This is a genomic window from Candidatus Viridilinea mediisalina (assembly GCF_002532535.1).
In the GTDB taxonomy this organism is placed as follows: domain Bacteria; phylum Chloroflexota; class Chloroflexia; order Chloroflexales; family Chloroflexaceae; genus Viridilinea; species Viridilinea mediisalina.
Genome location: NZ_NQWI01000002.1, coordinates 65620 through 82854 on the forward strand (window position 1 = coordinate 65620; position 17235 = coordinate 82854).

Sequence of the window (17235 nt, forward strand, 5' to 3'; positions counted from 1 at the left end):
AATCTACAATCTACAATCTACAATCTACAAGAAAAGGAATTTGATCCATGACTCATCTTGAACCTGCCCAACGGATCCATGAACTATCCGCTGCGCTGCGCGTCGCCGACTATCACTACTATGTGCTTGATGATCCGCAGTTGAGCGATGCGGAGTATGATGCGCTGATGCGTGAACTGCGTGGCCTTGAGGCGCAGCATCCTGAGTTGATTAACCCCGTTTCACCGACGCAGCGTGTCGCTGGTGTGGCGGCTGCACAGTTTGCCAAGGTGACCCATCCTCAGCCGATGCTCTCTCTAGCCAATGCGATGGACGAGGCGGAATTGCATGAGTGGCACGCCCGTGTGCTGCGCCTGCTTGGCCCTGATGTACCCCTGAGCTTTGTGGTTGAGCCGAAGATTGATGGTTTGGCGATTGCTTTGCGCTATGAGGAGGGCCATTTGGTGCAGGGCGCAACCCGTGGCGATGGGACGGTTGGCGAGGATGTGACGGCCAATTTGCGTACGGTGCGCGCAATCCCGCTGAGTCTGCGCGTGCCCACTGAGCTTGCGCTCCCGCTGGCTACGCAGATCGAGGTGCGCGGCGAGATCTACATGGGTCGTGATGATTTTGCCGCGCTCAATCAGCGCCTGGAAGCGGCTGGTGAGAAGTGTTTCGCCAATGCACGCAATGCCGCCGCCGGTTCGCTGCGCCAGAAGGATGCCGCCGTTACTGCCGAACGCCCCTTGCGCTTCTTTGCCTATGCGGTTGGCCCCGTCCAAGGGGTCAACCTGACGGGCCAGTGGCAGACGTTGCACTACCTGCGCGCCTTGGGCCTGCCGGTCAATCGTGATGCCCAACACTTTGATCGCTTTGCTGCGGTGGTCGCCTTCTGCCACGAGTGGATGGCGCGCCGCGAACAGTTGCCCTTTGAAGCCGATGGGATTGTGGTCAAGGTAGATGATTTTGCGCTGCAACGTGAGCTTGGCGTCGTTCAACGCGATCCGCGTTGGGCCGTCGCGTTCAAATTTCCCGCCCGCGAGGCGGTCACCCGCCTTGCAGCCATTACGGTCAACCTGGGGCGCACGGGGGTCTTAACGCCCAATGCCGAACTTGAGCCGGTGGTGATTGGTGGGGTGACGGTGCGTAACGCCAGCTTGCACAATGCCGACTATATCAGCGAGCGTGACATCCGCATCGGTGATTTTGTGACGGTGAAACGGGCGGGTGATGTGATTCCCTATGTGGTTGGGCCGGTGTTGCATCTCCGTGATGCGAGTGTGCAAGTGTGGCATTTCCCTTCCCATTGCCCGGCCTGTGGCACCGCACTTGAGCGCGTCGAGGGTGAGGCTGCATGGCGCTGCCCCAATTTTGGCATCTGTCCGGCCCAATTGGTCCGCAAGGTGGAACATTTTGTCAGCCGGGGGGCCATGGATATTGCCGGGATCGGTGAACGCCAAGCCGAACAGTTTGTGAGCGCCGGATGGATCAGTGATGTCGCAGATCTCTATGCGCTCAACGCCGAGAGCTTTGCGGGGGTTGAGGGCTACGGGCCCAAACGGATCGCCAACCTGCTCCAAGCGATTGAGGCCTCGAAGCAGCGCTCTGTAGAGCGGCTGCTTGTGGGCTTAGGCATCCGCTTTGTGGGGAGTGTGGCCGCCCGCGATCTCGTGCGCCACTTTGGCACCCTTGATGCACTCATGGCGGCCAGCGAGTCCGACCTGGTTGCCCTTGAGGGCGTTGGGCCGGTGGTGGCCGCGAGTATCGTCACCTTCTTCCAGCGCGAGGAGTCGCGCCAGTTGCTTGCAAAACTGCGGGCCGCCGGGCTGCGCTGGGAGCGCGAAGCGAACGAGGATGCGCTGAGTACAAGCCTGGCAGGCAAGACCTTTGTGCTAACTGGCACACTGCCAAGCATGACCCGCGAGCAGGCGGGGGCGCTAATTACCGCCCATGGCGGCAAACTGAGCGAGAGTGTCAGCAAAAAGACGAGCTATGTCGTAGCGGGAAGCAGCGCCGGCAGCAAGCTAACCAAAGCGACCCAATTGGGCATTCCCGTCCTCGACGAAGCCGGGCTGCGGGCGCTGATCGCAGCATAGTCCATGGGCGGGCATCGTAGTGCCGACTTTAGTCGGCTGAGAGGCTGTCTGAAAAGCTAGTGAGCAGGCGTTGGAGTGCCGACTTTAGCCGGCTAAAGCCGGCACTCCAACGCCAACCCATAGACTTTTCAGACAGCCTCTGAGGTCTTTTGCAGCGATGGGGAGCCGACTAATGGTCTTCCAGAAATTAATCCGGTGTCGCGGCACGGGCTAGACCTGATAGATATGCCAGATCTGCGAGGTCTGGTTAGCGGATTATTTACTGGAACACCATAAGTCGGCACTACCTACGGCCTCTCATGGTGACAAAACAATGGGGCAATCAACAAAATCCTCTTCCCCAGTTGACCGTAGGGGCACGGCGGTGCCGTCTCTCAACCCTCTTGCAACCCAAACGAGAGCAGCACGAGAGCCATGCGCTATAACTTGCCTAGAGGGATGGTTCGTGGAGGCTTTACCGTTTGCGAGGATGCGAGGACGCGAGGACGCGAAGTCCGCGCCTCTTCACCTCACGCATCCTCGCAACATTACCGTTTGCGAGGACGCGAGGACGCGAAGCCCTCGCCTCTTCGCCGCACGCATCCTCGTAACAGTATAAAGCGGTCTTCCGCTTTCTGAAACCATCCCTCAGGCCCTTATCCTTGGGACTCGCGTACAGCAAGAAGGAGCAAGACCATGCGCCACCGGCAGCCATTCGCTCTGCCTCTGGCCCTCAGCCTCATTATCGCTCTCGTCACTCTGGCGGGTATTCCCGCCATGCCTACGGCTGTAGCCACTGAGCCCACCTATGTTACGACGATTACGGTGAACACGACGGCGGATTTGGATCTTGATGGTTCGCGGACGTGCGCTAATCGCCCCGATGAGCCTTGTACGCTACGGCGGGCAATTGTGCAGGCGCGTGGCCTGACGGCCAGCCAGCGCCCGGCTCTGATTCGCTTTGATCTGCCCGCTGATCAGGCCAATACGGGTGACGCGGCAGGCACATGGACGATTGTGCTCAATGAGGGCGTGGGGGCCAACCTGCGCGACCTCGCGGGCGGCCAAGTGACGATTGATGGCCGCACCCAGCCAGGGGGCCGCGCTGCTGCTGATGGCCCCAAGGTCTTTATCCACGGTTCGACCCAGGCCGACCGTTTGGTGATCAATGGCAATGGGAACCGTCTGATTGGCTTGGGTTTTATCTACTACAATGTCCTCTTCAACGCCAGCAACAACCTTGTCCAGGATGTCTGGAGTGGCTTGCAGGAGAGTGGCCAGGCGATCTTCTTCCTGCGCGATGATCCTTCGGTGGATAGCCGCGCCAGCTTTGGCGATGCTACCGCAAGTGTCGGTAATGTCTTCCGCAACGTGGTAGTTACCGGCTCGCGCACGGTGGCGATCACCATGCGCGGCAAGGATGGCACCATTGAAGATAGCCTCTTTGGCACACGCGCCGATGGCACGGTGCCGACGATTGCTGCCGACCGCAAGTGTCGCCCCAATGCGCGCTACAACAACTGGTTTGGCGGTGCGGGGGTGAGTTTGATGGGCACCGGCCATACGGTGCGCAACAACCGCTTTGCTGGTCTGCTCTGGGCGAGTAAAGATCCGCTCAATACGCCGCCGGTGGCGATTGACATCAACACGGCCAACAATCTGGTTGAGAACAATATTATCGGTATTGATAGCGCCGGGCAGAAGGTGGGCATCTGTAGCGATGCCATTCGCCTCACTAGCAGCGGCAACCAGTTGCTCAACAATACGATCTATGGTGCGGGCGTACGCAACGACGATCCCAACAAGACCACTGAGGGCGAACAGCCCCAGACGGGCGCAATTGGCATTAGTGGCGGTGGGGTCTCGTTGGGGGCCAACCTGATGCGTGGCAACCTCACCGAAGACTCGATTGCGCCGGTCTTCTTCTTCCCCAGCGTCAGCGTGAGGTATAGCTACTTCAACCCGGCCAAGGTGACTGCGATCAGTGGGCGGACTGTTAGCGGGACTTCTGGCGACCGTGCGAATCCGCCTGCGCCGCACCAGCCCTTCGACTGCGACTGCCCCAACTGCGAGATTGAGCTCTTCCTCGATGACGATGACGGCAACATCGAGACGCTCACCTCGCTCGGCACCGTCACCGCCGACGCGCAGGGCAATTGGACGGCAGAGAACATTTTGCCCGCAGGCGGCCTGGGCGCGAACCAGGGCATCCGCACCCAGATCACGACTGCCGCCAACGGTACCATTCAGGGCTTCAATGCCGGCACAACCAGCCGCGTCTCACGCGAGCTCTACGGGCCCAGTGGCGTCATCAACGTCCCTGCGCCGCCTGCGCCGCCGCGTGCCACCGCGCCCACCGAGTATGCCACCGTGGCCCCGCGTGCCGTGCCGGATGCGCCTGAGTATAGCTTCCAGACCACCATTACCGTCAATAGCACCAGCGATCCCGACACCGACCAGTCAACCACCTGCGCTACGCAGCCTTGTACGCTACGGCGGGCGATTGTGCAGGCGCGGGCCTTGCCTGCCGAGCAGCGTCCGGTGCTGATTGAATTTGACATTCCCACTAGCGATGCTCGCCACAACGCGACACTCGGCGTCTGGCGCATTGATCTCAACAGCGCCACGAGCAACCCCTTCCGTCGCTTGGAGGGTGGGCAGATCGTGATTGATGGCACCACCCAGCCCGGTGGCCGTGCTGATGGCCCCAAAATCTTTGTGCGCGGTACGAACAATCAGCACATCATGATCGTGGATAGCCGCGATAACATCATTCGTGGCTTGGGCTTGCAAGGCTTTGGTCTCCAGGTCAACTTTGGCGGCAACTTCATCGAAGAGAACTGGCTCGGTCTCAATGAGGATGGCCAGAGTATCTACTACATCAATGGCAACAACGCGATTGACAACAAGGCCACCATTCAGGACGCCGAGACGCCGCCCGCCCAAGAGGGGGGCAATGTCTACCGCAACAACGTGGTGGCTGGCTCGCGGGTGAGCGCCATGACCATCCGTAGCGACGACAGTTGGGTGGTAGGCAACTACATTGGTACGCGCGCCGACGGCACCATTCCCACCAGTGGGGCTGAGGTCTGCACGAGCATGGATTGGATTTCAGGCGATGGCATCAGCGTGATTGGCGGCAAGGGCACCCAAGTGGGCGGGCCGAGTGCAGCCGAGCGCAACTACCTCGTGGGCCTGAGCATTCGCAGCAACGATCCCGAAGTAACCCAGCCGATTGGCATCCAGGTGGGTAGCGTCGGCAACTACCTGATCCAGAATAACTACATCGGGCGCGACACCGCAGGAAACAATGTGGGCGTCTGTGGTGAAGGCATCCGCATGTCGGGCGACTTCACCGTCGTGCAGGACAACTACATTGTTGCGCGGCAGAACGCGGCGCTCAACCACTTGCCCAACGTTGTCGGTGCGAACGCCAACACCTACCGTAGCAACCGTATTGTTGCCAGCCAGCAGGCGATCATCTTTGGCCCAATTGTGCCCGACGATCTCGCCTTCTTCAACCCGGGCAAGGTCACGGTGATTGATGGCACCCGCGTGCGCGGCACCTCGGGCGATCCGGGCCAGCCGCCGGGTGGTCGTCCGCCGATTGACAGCAGTTGCCCCTTCTGCACCATCGAGATCTTCCTCGACAACCGCGACAATCGGGTCGAGACGCTGCAATCGCTGGGTACCACCCAAGCCGACCGCAACGGCAACTGGGCCTTCACGCTCCCCGCAGCCTTGACCGACCAGCAGGGTCTGCGTACCGTCAGCACCGCCAACAACTACGGCGTGATCAACCAGTACGAAGCGGGCACGAGTACCAAGGTGTCAGAACTCTACATCCCAGGCGAGGAAGAGGGCTTCGCGGTCTTCCTGCCACTCGTGAGACGTTAGAGAATTGCACCACAGAGGCACAGAGAACACAGAGGTTTTGGAGGTGGGAGCGTCGTCCGTAATTGCGCTTACCTCCACCTCATCATCTCTGTGCCCTCGGTGCCTCTGTGGTGAATATCTCTGTATCTCTTCTCTTCACGGGTGGCGCAAACTATCCACCAACGTCTCCACCTCCGCTGAGGGAGGTGGGCTGATCAGACTAATGAACCATGTGATGAAGAAGTTGACCGGCGCACCAAAGATGCCCGCAGCGGTGCTGCCAATGCCCCAAAGGGCTCGTCCAGGATCGAGGTAGGTCACCACCATGTAGGCAATCGTCACCGCAAGGCCACTGAGCATACCAAAGGTTGCGCCGTGGCTCGTGGTGCCCTTCCAGAAGATGCCGAGAACCAGAATGGGAAAGATGGTGGCGGCGGCCAACGAGAAGGCCCAAGCCACCATCTGCACAATAATGGCCAGGCGTTGCATGGCGACCAAGGTGGCCAACACTGCCGCCCCCAAGATGATAGCCCGCCCAAGCCAGAGCCGCTCACGCAAGGTTGCCCGCGGGTTCAAGGTGCGGTGGTAGATGTCGTGAGCCACCGCTGAGGCGATCACCATCAGCAGCCCGTCGGCGGTCGAGAGCGCTGCGGCCATACCACCGGCAGCCACGAGTGCTACGACGGTCGTTGGCAGGTTGGCAAGCTCAGGCATGGCCAGCACAATCAGGTCTTGGTTGATCTGCAGCTCATCGTACTGCAAAATGCCATCGCCATTCCCGCCGAGGGCCGGGTCGTCGGCAATCACCAAAAGACCAGTGCGCTCCCAATTGGTGGCCCAATGGGGCAACTCCAAGACTGGGCGGCCAACCACATTTTGCAGCACCTCCCAGCGCGAGAAGGCCGCATAGGCTGGCGCGGTCAGGTAGAGGATGCAGATCCAGACCAGCGCCCAGACGACGCTACTGCGGCTCGCGTGTACGTTGGGTACCGTGTAGAAACGCACAAGAATATGGGGCATGCCCGCAGTGCCCACCATGAGACAGAGCGAGAGCGCAATAAAGTTGGCCGTAGTCCAGTCGCTAAAGGGTTCAATATAGCTCGACTCAAAGCCCTGAGCGGCCTCTAGCGCCACGATATGGTGCAGGGCTTCGCCATACATCAATTGGGGCAGAGGAATACCCGTTAGGGTCAATGAGAGCCACGTTACGGGCACGAGGTAGGCGAAGACCATGATGATCCCCTGTACCCCTTGGGTCCATGTGATTGCCCGCATGCCGCCGAGGAACGAGCAGAGCAGCACCGCCGAGAGGCCCACAACCACACCGAGCAGGTAGTTGATGCCGAGAAAGCGGCTCATAATAATCCCAATCCCGGTCACTTGAGCGGTCAGGTAGGTGAAGCTGATCATGATGCAGATCACCGCACTGAGTACCCGCGTACCCGCTCCGGGGTAGCGAGCGCCGATCAAATCAGGAATGGTAAATTGGCCAAACTTGCGGAGATAGGGTGCCAAGAGCAGCAGCAGCAGCACAAAGCCGCCCGTCCAGCCGGTGATATAGGCCAGCCCATCGAAGCCAAGCAGAAAGAGCGCCCCAGCCATGCTGATGAAAGAGGCCGCACTCATCCAGTCGGAGCCGGTGGCCAGGCCGTTGAGCATGGCCGGCACGCGCCGCCCAGCCACATAGTACTCATCAAGCTGCTCGGTGCGCGTCCGCAGCCCAATCACCGCATAGATACTGATGGTCAAAATGAGGAAAGACCAACTGATCAACGTAGGCGAGATGTTGAGGTTCACATCCAGCAGGCCCATCACGCCAACAAGCAGCATCAAGCCGAGGCCAAAGGCGGCATAGCTGCGCTCGAGGCGTTTACGGTAGCTACGTTGGGTCTGGTCTTCTTCCAACTCAAGGCCATGGGCGCGATCCATGCGGCGCATCGCCCAGCTATAGATCAGCGTTAAAAGCACAAAGATGATCAGCATACCCTGGCTCTGCATATAGTAGCCCAGGGGAAAGCCGGTCAGCACCGTAACCTGATTGAGCATAGGGGCCAGCAGGGCCGAGAGGATCACACTAAGCAGCCAAATCAGCAGCAGCGGCACAATCAGGCGCAGATTAGCACGCCAATAGCTTGGCAACCAAGGGGGCGTTTGGTAGCCGTGTGGCGTAAGCGGCAACTCTGTGCTTGCTTCATGCTCAAGGTGCGGTGGCGGGGGGGGCGGCTCGTAGCTGAGGGGCGGCGGTTGGGGGCGGGGCGGCTCAAGGGGCGTAGCATGCTGCCGTTCAGCATAACGGTCGCGGATGCGCTCCATCGGCGGAAAGAGGCGATCAAGCAGAAAGAAGGCCAGCGCCAAGGCGCTTGCAATGATGAACAAGAGTAGCAAGAAGCTCCAGGCCATTGCTGAACTCATACCAAGTACTGTTGAACATTCCGCATAAGCAATACGCTCAAGCTCATTGAGATGCCATGTTCGGCAATCTACAATCTACAATCTACAATCTACAATTGCATCATGGCGCCTCAACCGCCGCCGGAGGCAACGAAAGGCCCGGGCCCATCTCAAACGCACCTGGGGCAATTGGTAGCGTAAAGTAGAAACTTGTACCCTTGCCCTCACCCTCACTCGCAGCCCAAATCTCGCCCCCCTGGGCATAGATCAAGTGGCGCGCAATCGCCAAACCAATCCCACTGCCGCCACTCTGGCGCGCACGCGACTTATCCACCCGATAGAAGCGCTCAAAGACATGGGGCAGATGCTCGGCACTAATCCCTACGCCACTATCGCGGATCGTGACCTGCACGAGCCGTTCATTATAGGCTGCGCTTACGCGCACGACCCCTCCGGCGGGCGTATAGCGGCAGGCATTGGAGAGAATATTGATCACCACCTGGCTCACACGGTCGGGATCGGCCCAAACCACCGGCAACTGGCGCGGCAACTCCATGCGGAGCGTCACCTGATTGGCAGCAAAGAGCGGTTCAAACTGAGCGGCAACCTCTTCAAGCACCTTTTCAACCTCAGTGCAGCGGGCCACCACCGGCAATTGGCCCGCCTCAACCCGCGAGAGCAGTTCAAGATCCTCGATCAAACGCTGCAAACGGTTGGTCTCTTGCAGAATCATCTTGAAGGTCGGAGGATTCGGCTTAATCACCCCATCGAGCAAGCCCTCCATATAGCCACCAATCGTAGCCAGGGGGGTACGCAACTCATGGGTCACATCAGCTAAGAGGGCCAAACGGCGGCGCTCGGTCTGTTCCAGCGCATCGGCCAACTGATTCACACTCTGAGAAAGTTGCGCAATCTCATCATCACTCGAAATGCGCGTCCGTTCGCGGTAGAAGCCTTCAGCCAAGCGGCTACTCACCGTCGAAAGGGTATGCAATGGTTCAACAATCCGCCGCGAAACGAAGAGGCTCACCACCACTGCGGTAATCAACGCAGCGAAGCCACTCACAAAGAGCGCCTGTTGCAACACCGCCTCAAACTGTTGCAGCAGCGGTGGTTCAACCGCGCCCACCCCCGTGGGCTCAATCGGGCCGGTTTCGGAAGCAGCGGCCCCCAGCGTAAGCGGCGCAACATCAACCAAACCCGCCCGCGCAAAGAACCCAGCGGTAGCCAACAGCACCACATCAGCAATCACCACAATAATGAGATGTGAAAAAAAGAGCTTATAGCGTAGTTGGCGATACCATCTCATCGTTGGCCACCGACAAACTTATAACCCACGCCACGCACCGTCTGCACAAGCGGCAGATCGGCCTGGGTACCATCCTCAAGTTTACGGCGCAGCGTGCCCACATGCACATCAACCACGCGATCAATGCCAGCAAAATCGGGCCCCCAGACGCGCTGTAGTAGCTCGTCGCGGGTAAAGACGCGCCCGGGGTAACTCGCCAGGGCATAGAGCAGATCAAACTCACGGGGCGTCAACTCAACCATCACACCCCGCCGCTTTACCTCACGGCGCTCGGGATCAATACTGAGCGAACCAAACTGGAGCGCCGGGCGTTCAACCATCTTCTCTTGTTGCGTCCGCGAACGGCGCAGAATCGCCTTGACCCGCGCCACCAACTCACGCGGGCTAAAGGGCTTGGTGAGATAATCATCAGCGCCCACCGAGAGCCCAATCAGCTTATCAACCTCATCGGTACGGGCGGTCAGCATCAAGACATAGACCGACGTCTCTTGATGCAGGCGGCGACAGACCTCTACCCCATCAACGCCGGGCAGCATAACATCAAGGATCACCAAATCGGGCCTCACGGCCCGTGCCAAACTCAGCGCCGAGACCCCATCAAAGGCCCGATGGACAACAAAACCCTCGGCATCCAGATAACTAGCCACCAGATCAACGATCGGTTGCTCATCATCTACGACCAGAATTGTGGCTGCCTCCATCGCAGCACCTCGCGCAACATCGCGGATCAAGAACGAGTAGATCTTGTGCCGTCTACTATACCATCTTTCGTCAAAGGTGGGGTGTGGGGGCACTGTTCACAGATTTGACAGCAACCCTAAACGATGGTAGCATTATCCCTGTTCGGGCGATTAGCTCAGTTGGTTAGAGCGCCACGTTGACATCGTGGAGGTCAGTGGTTCAAATCCACTATCGCCCACCAGTATCGGTACCGCCCATGTGGGCGGTATTTTTTGTTGGGGTTGGGGTAAGCCCTTGTGCGTTATTGCGGGTTCGTGGCTTCGCCACGAACCCGCAATAACAAACAGATTTTCTAATTTTCTATCTCCTCATTTCCTCTTTCCTTCACTCGGAGGCACCGTGCGTATCCTGATCACTGGTTTGACTGGCCCGGTGGGCAGCTTTCTGGCCGATTATCTGCTGACGTTGCCGGGGTTGGAGTTGCACGCCTTGAAGCGCTGGCGTAGCGACCCCCGTCCGATTGCCCATTTGCGGGGGCGGGTGACGCTTCACGAGGGTGATATTGAAGACCCTTTTGCGGTAGATCGCACCCTGGCGGCAGTACGCCCCGATCGTGTCTTCCACCTGGCGGCGCAGAGCTATCCTAGTGCGTCGTGGGAGGCACCGATCCATACGATGCGGATCAATGTGGAGGGGACGCTCAATCTGTTGGAGGCGGTGCGCCGCCATGCCCCGCAGGCGCGGGTACATATTGCCGGTACGAGTGCCCAGTATGGCACCGTGCGCCCCGATCAGGTGCCAATTAGCGAAACCCATCCCATGCGCCCCGCTAGTCCCTATGGGGTTAGTAAGGTAGCCGCTGAACTGAGTGGCTTGCAGTACCACGACAATTTTGGCCTCCACGTCTTTGTGACGCGCTCATTCAACCATGTTGGCCCACGCCAGGGCGACCGCTGCTCCATCCAGACCTTCTGCCAACAGATGGCAGCGATTGAGTTGGGCCAGCAAGAACCTATCCTCTACGTGGGCAACCTAGAGCCCCAGCGCGATTTTACCCATACCCGTGATGTAGCCCGCGCCCTCTGGCTGCTCAGTGAACACGCGCAGCCCGGCGAAGTCTACAACCTCTGCGCGGGACAGGCGACCCGCATCGGCGAGATTGTGCAGCTTGTCTTGGCGCGTGGGCGCGTGCCTGTGGAGGTGCGGGTAGACCCGGCTCGCCTGCGCCCTAGCGACGAGCCGATTCTGCTGGGCGACAATCGGAAGCTGCGTGCTGCGACAGGTTGGGAACCTACCATTGGAATGTCAGAGATTGTAGATGAGCTTCTGGCCTATTGGCGTGACGCATTACGTTAGCCCCCGGTGGGGGCTTTGAGGAGGCTGCGCCTCCCCCAAAAGAGTTGTTAGGGATGTTTCTGGCTGAAAGGCCGTTTCTGAAACTGTCTGAAAAGCTAGTGGGCACGCGTTGGAGTGCCGGCTTTAGCCGGCTAAAGCCGGCACTCCAACGCCAGTTCATAGACTTTTCAGACAGCCTCTCAGAAACCTCCCCTAGCCTCAAAGTGTGGTAGCATGCCAAAGGTAAAGATGCTCGCTGACTCTAGGTTATAACTGATAGTGAGGAGTTTTTCTGTGACCGACAAGGATAATCAGTTCGACAAATTTGATGAGGAGAAAGAAGCCAAGACAGGCTTCGATGATCAGCCGTCAACCCATCAGGATGATGTTGATGATGGGAAGTATGCTGATGAAGAGGCTGAACCGACGGGGCGTTCGCGCCCACGCTTGGTGATTGTCATAATTGCTATCTTGGTGCTGGCGCTCGTTGGCACCAGTTTGGCCTTTTTGGTTCCCGCCCCTCCGCCCCAACCTGTGCCCCAACCGGAAGCGCCAAGTGCGCCTGAGCTTGATTTGGGTGAACTGTTTGATGCCGATGATCAGTTTAATCCGCAGTTGCTGCCGGCGGCTGTGGGGGTCTATAGCAGCACCGAGGTGATTGCTGAAGTTGGTGACGGCACGGTTCTACGCGGTGATTTTGTGCGCCTCTATATGCCGGGGGCTGATCCGACAGAACTGCTGAACCAATTGATCCAGATTGAGTTGCTGATCCAGACCGCTGCGGCTGAGGGCATTATGGCGGATCAGGATGTTGTGGAGCAGCAGATTGAGCAGATTAAACTGAGCCAGGCGGGCGGTGATGATGACACGTTCCGCATGTTCCTGGATGAGATTGAAGTGGGCGATGTGGCCAATTTGCGGCGCTTGTTGGAGCGTGATCAGATCATTGAACGCATGATCATGAAGTATACGACGGTGGAGCAGGCCCGTGCCCGCCATATTCTGCTGGCCCGCGATGAGGATGATGAGGATAGCGATGATGCTGCGTTGCAGGCGCAAGCTGAAGATTTGCTGCGCCAGCTTGAGAATGGGGCCGATTTTGCTGCCTTAGCCCAGGAATATTCCGACGACCCAGGTTCGGGGATGGCTGGGGGCGATTTGGGTTGGGCCCCTCGTGGCCTCTTTGTTGAACCCTTCGAGGAAGCGGTCTTTAGCATGGAGGTAGGCGAGCTACGCTTGGTCGAGACGCTCTATGGCTTCCATATCATCGAATTGCTTGATGCGCCCGAACTGCGTCCGCTTGATGACCCCGGCTTGTTGCAGTCTATGGCCGGGCAGCAGGCTTTTGCCACCACCTTCATCCCATGGATTGAGTCCTTGCAGATGGAGGCGGAAGCAAATGAGCAGATCAAGGTTGTGGTGCCTGCTGATGAGTTGGTGAGTGTGCCTGAGCCTGAAGGCTTGTGATGCGCCCTAGTGGTATGAGTATCGTTGCCACAGGTTTGCGTGAGACGTTGCTCACGCTGACCTACAATTCCTACCTGAGCTTCCGGCGCTTGCAGCGTATGCTTATGCGCCCAGTTGAGTTGGGGGTGCGCGTCTTGGTGCCCCAAGAGAATACGATTCTCTTGGTGCGCCATCGCGGTGGCCAACTGCCTTGGGCGCTCCCCGGCGGCGGCGTGGAACGCGGCGAAAGCCCCATGCTCACCTCGATCCGCGAAGTTCAAGAAGAGGCCGGGTGTCTGAGTGAACCAGGCTATCTGCACGGTCTCTTCTATGCCTATGGCGGTGGGCTGACCAACTATATCACGGTGTTGGTGCTGAACCCTTTGGGCCCGGCGCGACCGCCTGTGGCAGATCTTGAGATTGTTGATGCGCGCTTCTTTCTCGTGTATGATCTGCCCACCAACCTAGAACTTGGGAGTCGCCGTCGTATCGCCGAGTATGTGCGGGGCGAACGGGGGCTCTGTGGTGAGTGGTAAAGGAGCCTTGTGTGCCCTACACGCCGATCATGGCTACCTTAGGCTATGTGCTTTCACCCGATGGCCAGCGAGTCTTGCTCGTGCATCGCAATGCCCGTCCGGGCGATCAGCATTTGGGGAAGTACAATGGTTTAGGTGGGAAACTTGAACCCAATGAGGATGTGGTGGCGGGCATGCGGCGGGAGTTGCGCGAGGAGGCGCAGCTTGAGGCGCTCGATGTGAGTCTGCGCGGAACGGTGAGTTGGCCCGGCTTTGGCAAGCATGGCGAAGATTGGTTTGGTTTCCTCTTTCTCATTCGCCGCTTTGCTGGCCAAGCGCCAGCACAGAATGAAGAGGGGCGCTTGGAATGGGTGGCAATAGCGCAACTCCTGGCCGGTGAACTGCCCATCTGGCCCGGCGATAAACTCTTTTTGCCGCTGATCTTCAATGACGATCCCCGTCAGTTCCACGGGGTCATGCCCTACCACAATGGCGCGCCCGTGGGCTGGGGGTATAGTTTATTGTAGGCATTGATGCGGACGCTCGCTTTACCATCTTGCGAGGCGAGGATGCGTGAGGCGAAGCGGCGCGGGCTTCGCATCCTCGCATCCTCGCATCCTCGCAAACGGTAACATAGCTACGAACTATAATCTATGGACTGGACGCTCTTCTTCTACATCATGGGTTTTGGCATCGTCCTGTTGAGCCTTGTGGTCTGGATGCTCAATCGCGCCTGGGGTGATTTTGACCAACACGGGCCACGGGTTGAAGATGTTGAACGCCAGGCGCACCAAGCTTCCAGTTGGGGCGAGCCGTTGCTTGATGCCCCCACTGAGCCTCATTTGCCTGCTGGCGCTCCTGATGAAGATCTGATTCCCGTCTCCCACCCGCTGCTCAAGCAGGCAATTAGGCGCGCTCTGGCGAATGGTGGGACACCGGCGTCTACCTACTTTGTACGCGAGGACGATGAAATCTATTTGGCTGCCTATCGGATTGCCGATCCTGAGCAGCGGGAGCAGGTGACGCGCCTCTTTCGCTCACTTGGTGATGCCGGTGATCAGGCTTCGGTCTTTGAGTTGCTGCAAGCCATTAAACATCTTGGACGTTGATAGAAAGGCGTTGCGCTGTGCTCGATCTTAAGCTTATTCGTGAACAACCTGACTATGTGAAGCAGCAGTTGGCCCGTTTTGCCGTTGAACCTGCACTGGTGGATCAGGTGTTGGCCTTTGATGAGGCCCGTCGCCAGCAGTTGCGTAAGGTTGAGGATCTGAAGGCGCAACGCAATGCGGTCTCAAAGGCGATTAGTAAGATGGCACCAGGCCCAGAGCGTGAGGCTCAAATTGCCGCGATGCGGGCGGTTGGTGCTGAGATTGCTGCTCTCGATAAGGATGTCGCGGCAATTGAAGAAGGCCAGCGCAATGCCATGCTTGAATTACGCAATCTGCCCCACCCCGATGTGCCCGATGGTGCCGATGATAGCGCCAATCCGGTGATCTACCAGGAGGGTGAGGAGCGAACCCTGTCCTTTGCGGCGCAGCCTCATTGGGAATTGGCCGAGCAGTTGGGCATGATCCATTTTGAGCAGGGGGTGAAACTGGCGGGCTCGCGCTTCTATGTGCTGCGTGGCCTCGGCGCCCGCCTCCAGCGCGCCACCATCCAGTGGCTGCTCGACCTTCATTTGCGCCAAGGCTATACCGAGGTCTATACGCCCTTTGTGGTGAAGGAGCAGGTGCTCTGGGCCTCCGGCCAGTTGCCCAAGTTCCGTGATAATCTCTACCGTGATGAGGAGTCGGGCCTCTGGCTGGTGCCGACGGCTGAGGTGCCCCTGACTAGCCTCTATAGTGACGATATTCTCAATGCCGATCAACTGCCCATCTATCACGTTGCCTATACGCCCTGTTTCCGCAAGGAGCAGTTGAGCGCCGGGCGCGATGTGCGCGGCATTAAGCGTGGCCACCAGTTTGATAAGGTCGAGATGTATATGTTCGAGACGCCGGAGCGCAGCTATGCGGCCCTCGAGAAACTGCGGAGCGATGCCGAGGAGTGCGCCCGGCTACTTGGGTTGCCCTTCCGTACCAAGCTGCTCTGCACCGGCGACATTGGCTTTGGTTCCGCCAAGACCTACGATATTGAAGTGTGGGCCCCTGGTCAGGGCGAATGGCTTGAGGTCAGTTCCTGTTCCAACGTAGAAGCCTTCCAAGCGCGCCGTGCCAATCTGCGCTACCGCCCTGAACCTGGAGCCAAACCCGAGTTCCTGCATACGCTCAATGGCTCCGGCCTGGGGCTGCCGCGCACGATTATTGCAATCATGGAGAACTACCAGCAAGCCGATGGCAGCATTCTGGTGCCGGAGGTGCTACGCCCGTATATGGGGGGGGTGGAGGTGATTCGGTGAAGGAGATAGAGGGAAGCTGCGGCACCAATTGTAGCTGCGGCTGCCCCTATAGCGCTATGCTTGAAAAAGGCCACATTGAACTGATTGCCACCATTGAAGCCCGCCATCCGGGTGAATGGCTCGCCTTAGTCATTCCCCCGGGTGAGGACGAATACGCCCCTGAACAAGCCATGCTCGTTGTGCATAGCCCTAATGACAATGAAGTCTGGGATGCGGTACAGCAGATCACCGCCAACCAAGTGGTGCATGTCTACTTTAATGGTTCAGCGGAGCAGTATTGGGAAGGGATGGGGCAGTAGGTTAGGAAGCAGGAAGTAGGAAGCAGGAAGTAGGAAGCAGGAATTCGAAGCCACCGCACCGCCGCGCCGCACCCCTCCGCTGGCTGAGCTTGTCGAAGCCAGCGGAGGGGTGCGGCGCACTCACTTTCCCTAAACTGCCTACTGCCTACTGCCTACTGCCTACCGCCTCACCAACGGCAACCAAACACGCCACTGGGCTTCGGCTTCCTCTGGTGCGCAGATCTGCCCAAAGCTCACGTCGGGCAGGGGGCCAGCGCTGCTCCCATTGGGGCGGCCCCAGACCCAGCCATCCACGTCGCCGGGGCGCACGGTGCGGCCACTCGCGCCTACAGGCGATGAGCGCCAGCCGCTTTCTTGACGTAACCAGTAGCCCCAGGTGGCTTCGGGGTAGGCGCACATGCAGTTGCTTACCGCGCAACCGACGCCCGCAATGCCGCAGACAAAGAGGCCCATGCCGGGACTCTCTAGTACCTCAAGTTCCAATCCAGAGCGTTGGAGCAGGGTTGCGCCGCTGATCTGTGCTTCGTGAAAGCTCACACAGCGCGTGATCACCTCAGCGGCATTGAGGCGCACCACCAGACCCGCTTGGTGCCGGGGCGCTTCGGCATGCACTGGCACCAGCAGGCTGGCCCCCAGCACGGTGAGCAACAAAAGGATGAGGGGGAGCAGGGAGGGTTTCATGGTGCTCAAATTTCAGAAGGTTAAGGATACACGTACCGTCCACTTAGGGAAGCAGAAATTGTTACGTACCCCAGCAGCCTGTCATGCTGAACAGTACATATTCGCAGGCATCGTAGTGCCGACTTTAGTCGGCTGAGGTCTTTGGCAACACTGGGAGCCGACTAATGGTCTTCCAGTAAATAATCCGCTAACCAGACCTCGCAGATCTGGCATATCTATCAGGTCTAGTCCGTGCCGCGACACCGGATTAATT

Annotated in this window: 13 protein-coding genes and 1 tRNA gene; 10 read left to right on the top strand and 4 right to left on the bottom strand. The window is 58.8% G+C overall.

Translation table 11 applies throughout. The features are described 5' to 3' along the window. The first annotated feature begins 47 nt into the window (after positions 1–47). Together ligA and CJ255_RS00930 are read left to right on the top strand one after the other, a co-directional pair. Complete coding sequence (gene ligA / locus CJ255_RS00925; RefSeq protein WP_097642211.1) at positions 48–2075, top strand: NAD-dependent DNA ligase LigA; 2028 nt, start codon at positions 48–50, stop codon at positions 2073–2075. A gap of 675 nt (positions 2076–2750) precedes the next feature. Beyond that, positions 2751–5951 carry a hypothetical protein gene (locus CJ255_RS00930; protein WP_097642212.1) on the top strand — a complete coding sequence of 1067 codons (3201 nt, stop codon included), beginning with the start codon at positions 2751–2753 and terminating at the stop codon, positions 5949–5951. A 135-nt stretch (positions 5952–6086) separates the two neighbouring features. Here CJ255_RS00930 and CJ255_RS00935 read toward each other — a convergent pair whose 3' ends face one another. From CJ255_RS00935 to CJ255_RS00945, 3 genes are all read right to left on the bottom strand, one after another. Continuing rightward, on the bottom strand, positions 6087–8342 hold the full coding sequence (locus tag CJ255_RS00935) for a VC_2705 family sodium/solute symporter (RefSeq protein ID WP_245863093.1): 2256 nt from the start codon (positions 8340–8342) through the stop codon (positions 6087–6089). Positions 8343–8442: 100 nt separating this feature from the next. Then, entirely contained in the window at positions 8443–9630 is a 1188-nt protein-coding gene (locus tag CJ255_RS00940) for a sensor histidine kinase (RefSeq protein ID WP_097642214.1), read from the bottom strand. After that, entirely contained in the window at positions 9627–10331 is a 705-nt protein-coding gene (locus CJ255_RS00945) for a response regulator (protein ID WP_097642215.1), read from the bottom strand. The genes CJ255_RS00940 and CJ255_RS00945 overlap by 4 nt, the downstream gene beginning before the upstream one ends. 144 nt (positions 10332–10475) lie before the next feature. On the opposite strand from CJ255_RS00945, the gene CJ255_RS00950 reads away from it, so the two are divergent. The 8 genes from CJ255_RS00950 to CJ255_RS00985 all read left to right on the top strand — a co-directional run bounded on the left by CJ255_RS00950 (position 10476) and on the right by CJ255_RS00985 (position 16301). Continuing rightward, positions 10476–10552: transfer RNA gene (locus CJ255_RS00950), tRNA-Val, on the top strand. Positions 10553–10710: 158 nt separating this feature from the next. Next, positions 10711–11667 (top strand): GDP-mannose 4,6-dehydratase, encoded by a 957-nt coding sequence (locus CJ255_RS00955; protein ID WP_097642216.1) that lies wholly within the window; start codon positions 10711–10713, stop codon positions 11665–11667. 273 nt (positions 11668–11940) lie between these two features. After that, positions 11941–13113, top strand: a complete 1173-nt coding sequence (locus tag CJ255_RS00960; protein WP_097642217.1) for a peptidylprolyl isomerase — start codon at positions 11941–11943, stop codon at positions 13111–13113. A 14-nt stretch (positions 13114–13127) separates the two neighbouring features. Beyond that, positions 13128–13628 (top strand): NUDIX domain-containing protein, encoded by a 501-nt coding sequence (locus CJ255_RS00965; protein WP_165774516.1) that lies wholly within the window; start codon positions 13128–13130, stop codon positions 13626–13628. Positions 13629–13639: 11 nt separating this feature from the next. Then, on the top strand, positions 13640–14134 hold the full coding sequence (locus CJ255_RS00970; protein ID WP_097642219.1) for an NUDIX hydrolase: 495 nt from the start codon (positions 13640–13642) through the stop codon (positions 14132–14134). Positions 14135–14260: 126 nt separating this feature from the next. After that, positions 14261–14716, top strand: a complete 456-nt coding sequence (locus CJ255_RS00975; RefSeq protein ID WP_097642220.1) for a hypothetical protein — start codon at positions 14261–14263, stop codon at positions 14714–14716. Between the two features lie 17 nt (positions 14717–14733). After that, complete coding sequence (serS, locus tag CJ255_RS00980) at positions 14734–16002, top strand: serine--tRNA ligase (protein ID WP_097642221.1); 1269 nt, start codon at positions 14734–14736, stop codon at positions 16000–16002. A 56-nt stretch (positions 16003–16058) separates the two neighbouring features. After that, positions 16059–16301, top strand: coding sequence for a hypothetical protein (locus tag CJ255_RS00985; RefSeq protein ID WP_097642222.1), 243 nt, complete (start codon positions 16059–16061; stop codon positions 16299–16301). Between the two features lie 159 nt (positions 16302–16460). On the opposite strand, the gene CJ255_RS00990 is transcribed toward CJ255_RS00985, so the two are convergent. After that, entirely contained in the window at positions 16461–16982 is a 522-nt protein-coding gene (locus CJ255_RS00990) for a hypothetical protein (protein ID WP_097642223.1), read from the bottom strand. Positions 16983–17235 lie beyond the last annotated feature (253 nt).

What these genes read in the sequence shown, in the direction of transcription:
- ligA (WP_097642211.1), top strand. Translation starts at nt 48, where the DNA reads ATGACTCATCTTGAACCTGCCCAACGGATCCATGAACTATCCGCTGCG.
- CJ255_RS00930 (WP_097642212.1), top strand. Translation starts at nt 2,751, where the DNA reads ATGCGCCACCGGCAGCCATTCGCTCTGCCTCTGGCCCTCAGCCTCATT.
- CJ255_RS00935 (WP_245863093.1), bottom strand. Translation starts at nt 8,342, where the DNA reads ATGAGTTCAGCAATGGCCTGGAGCTTCTTGCTACTCTTGTTCATCATT.
- CJ255_RS00940 (WP_097642214.1), bottom strand. Translation starts at nt 9,630, where the DNA reads ATGAGATGGTATCGCCAACTACGCTATAAGCTCTTTTTTTCACATCTC.
- CJ255_RS00945 (WP_097642215.1), bottom strand. Translation starts at nt 10,331, where the DNA reads ATGGAGGCAGCCACAATTCTGGTCGTAGATGATGAGCAACCGATCGTT.
- CJ255_RS00965 (WP_165774516.1), top strand. Translation starts at nt 13,128, where the DNA reads ATGAGTATCGTTGCCACAGGTTTGCGTGAGACGTTGCTCACGCTGACC.
- CJ255_RS00975 (WP_097642220.1), top strand. Translation starts at nt 14,261, where the DNA reads ATGGACTGGACGCTCTTCTTCTACATCATGGGTTTTGGCATCGTCCTG.
- CJ255_RS00985 (WP_097642222.1), top strand. Translation starts at nt 16,059, where the DNA reads ATGCTTGAAAAAGGCCACATTGAACTGATTGCCACCATTGAAGCCCGC.
- CJ255_RS00990 (WP_097642223.1), bottom strand. Translation starts at nt 16,982, where the DNA reads ATGAAACCCTCCCTGCTCCCCCTCATCCTTTTGTTGCTCACCGTGCTG.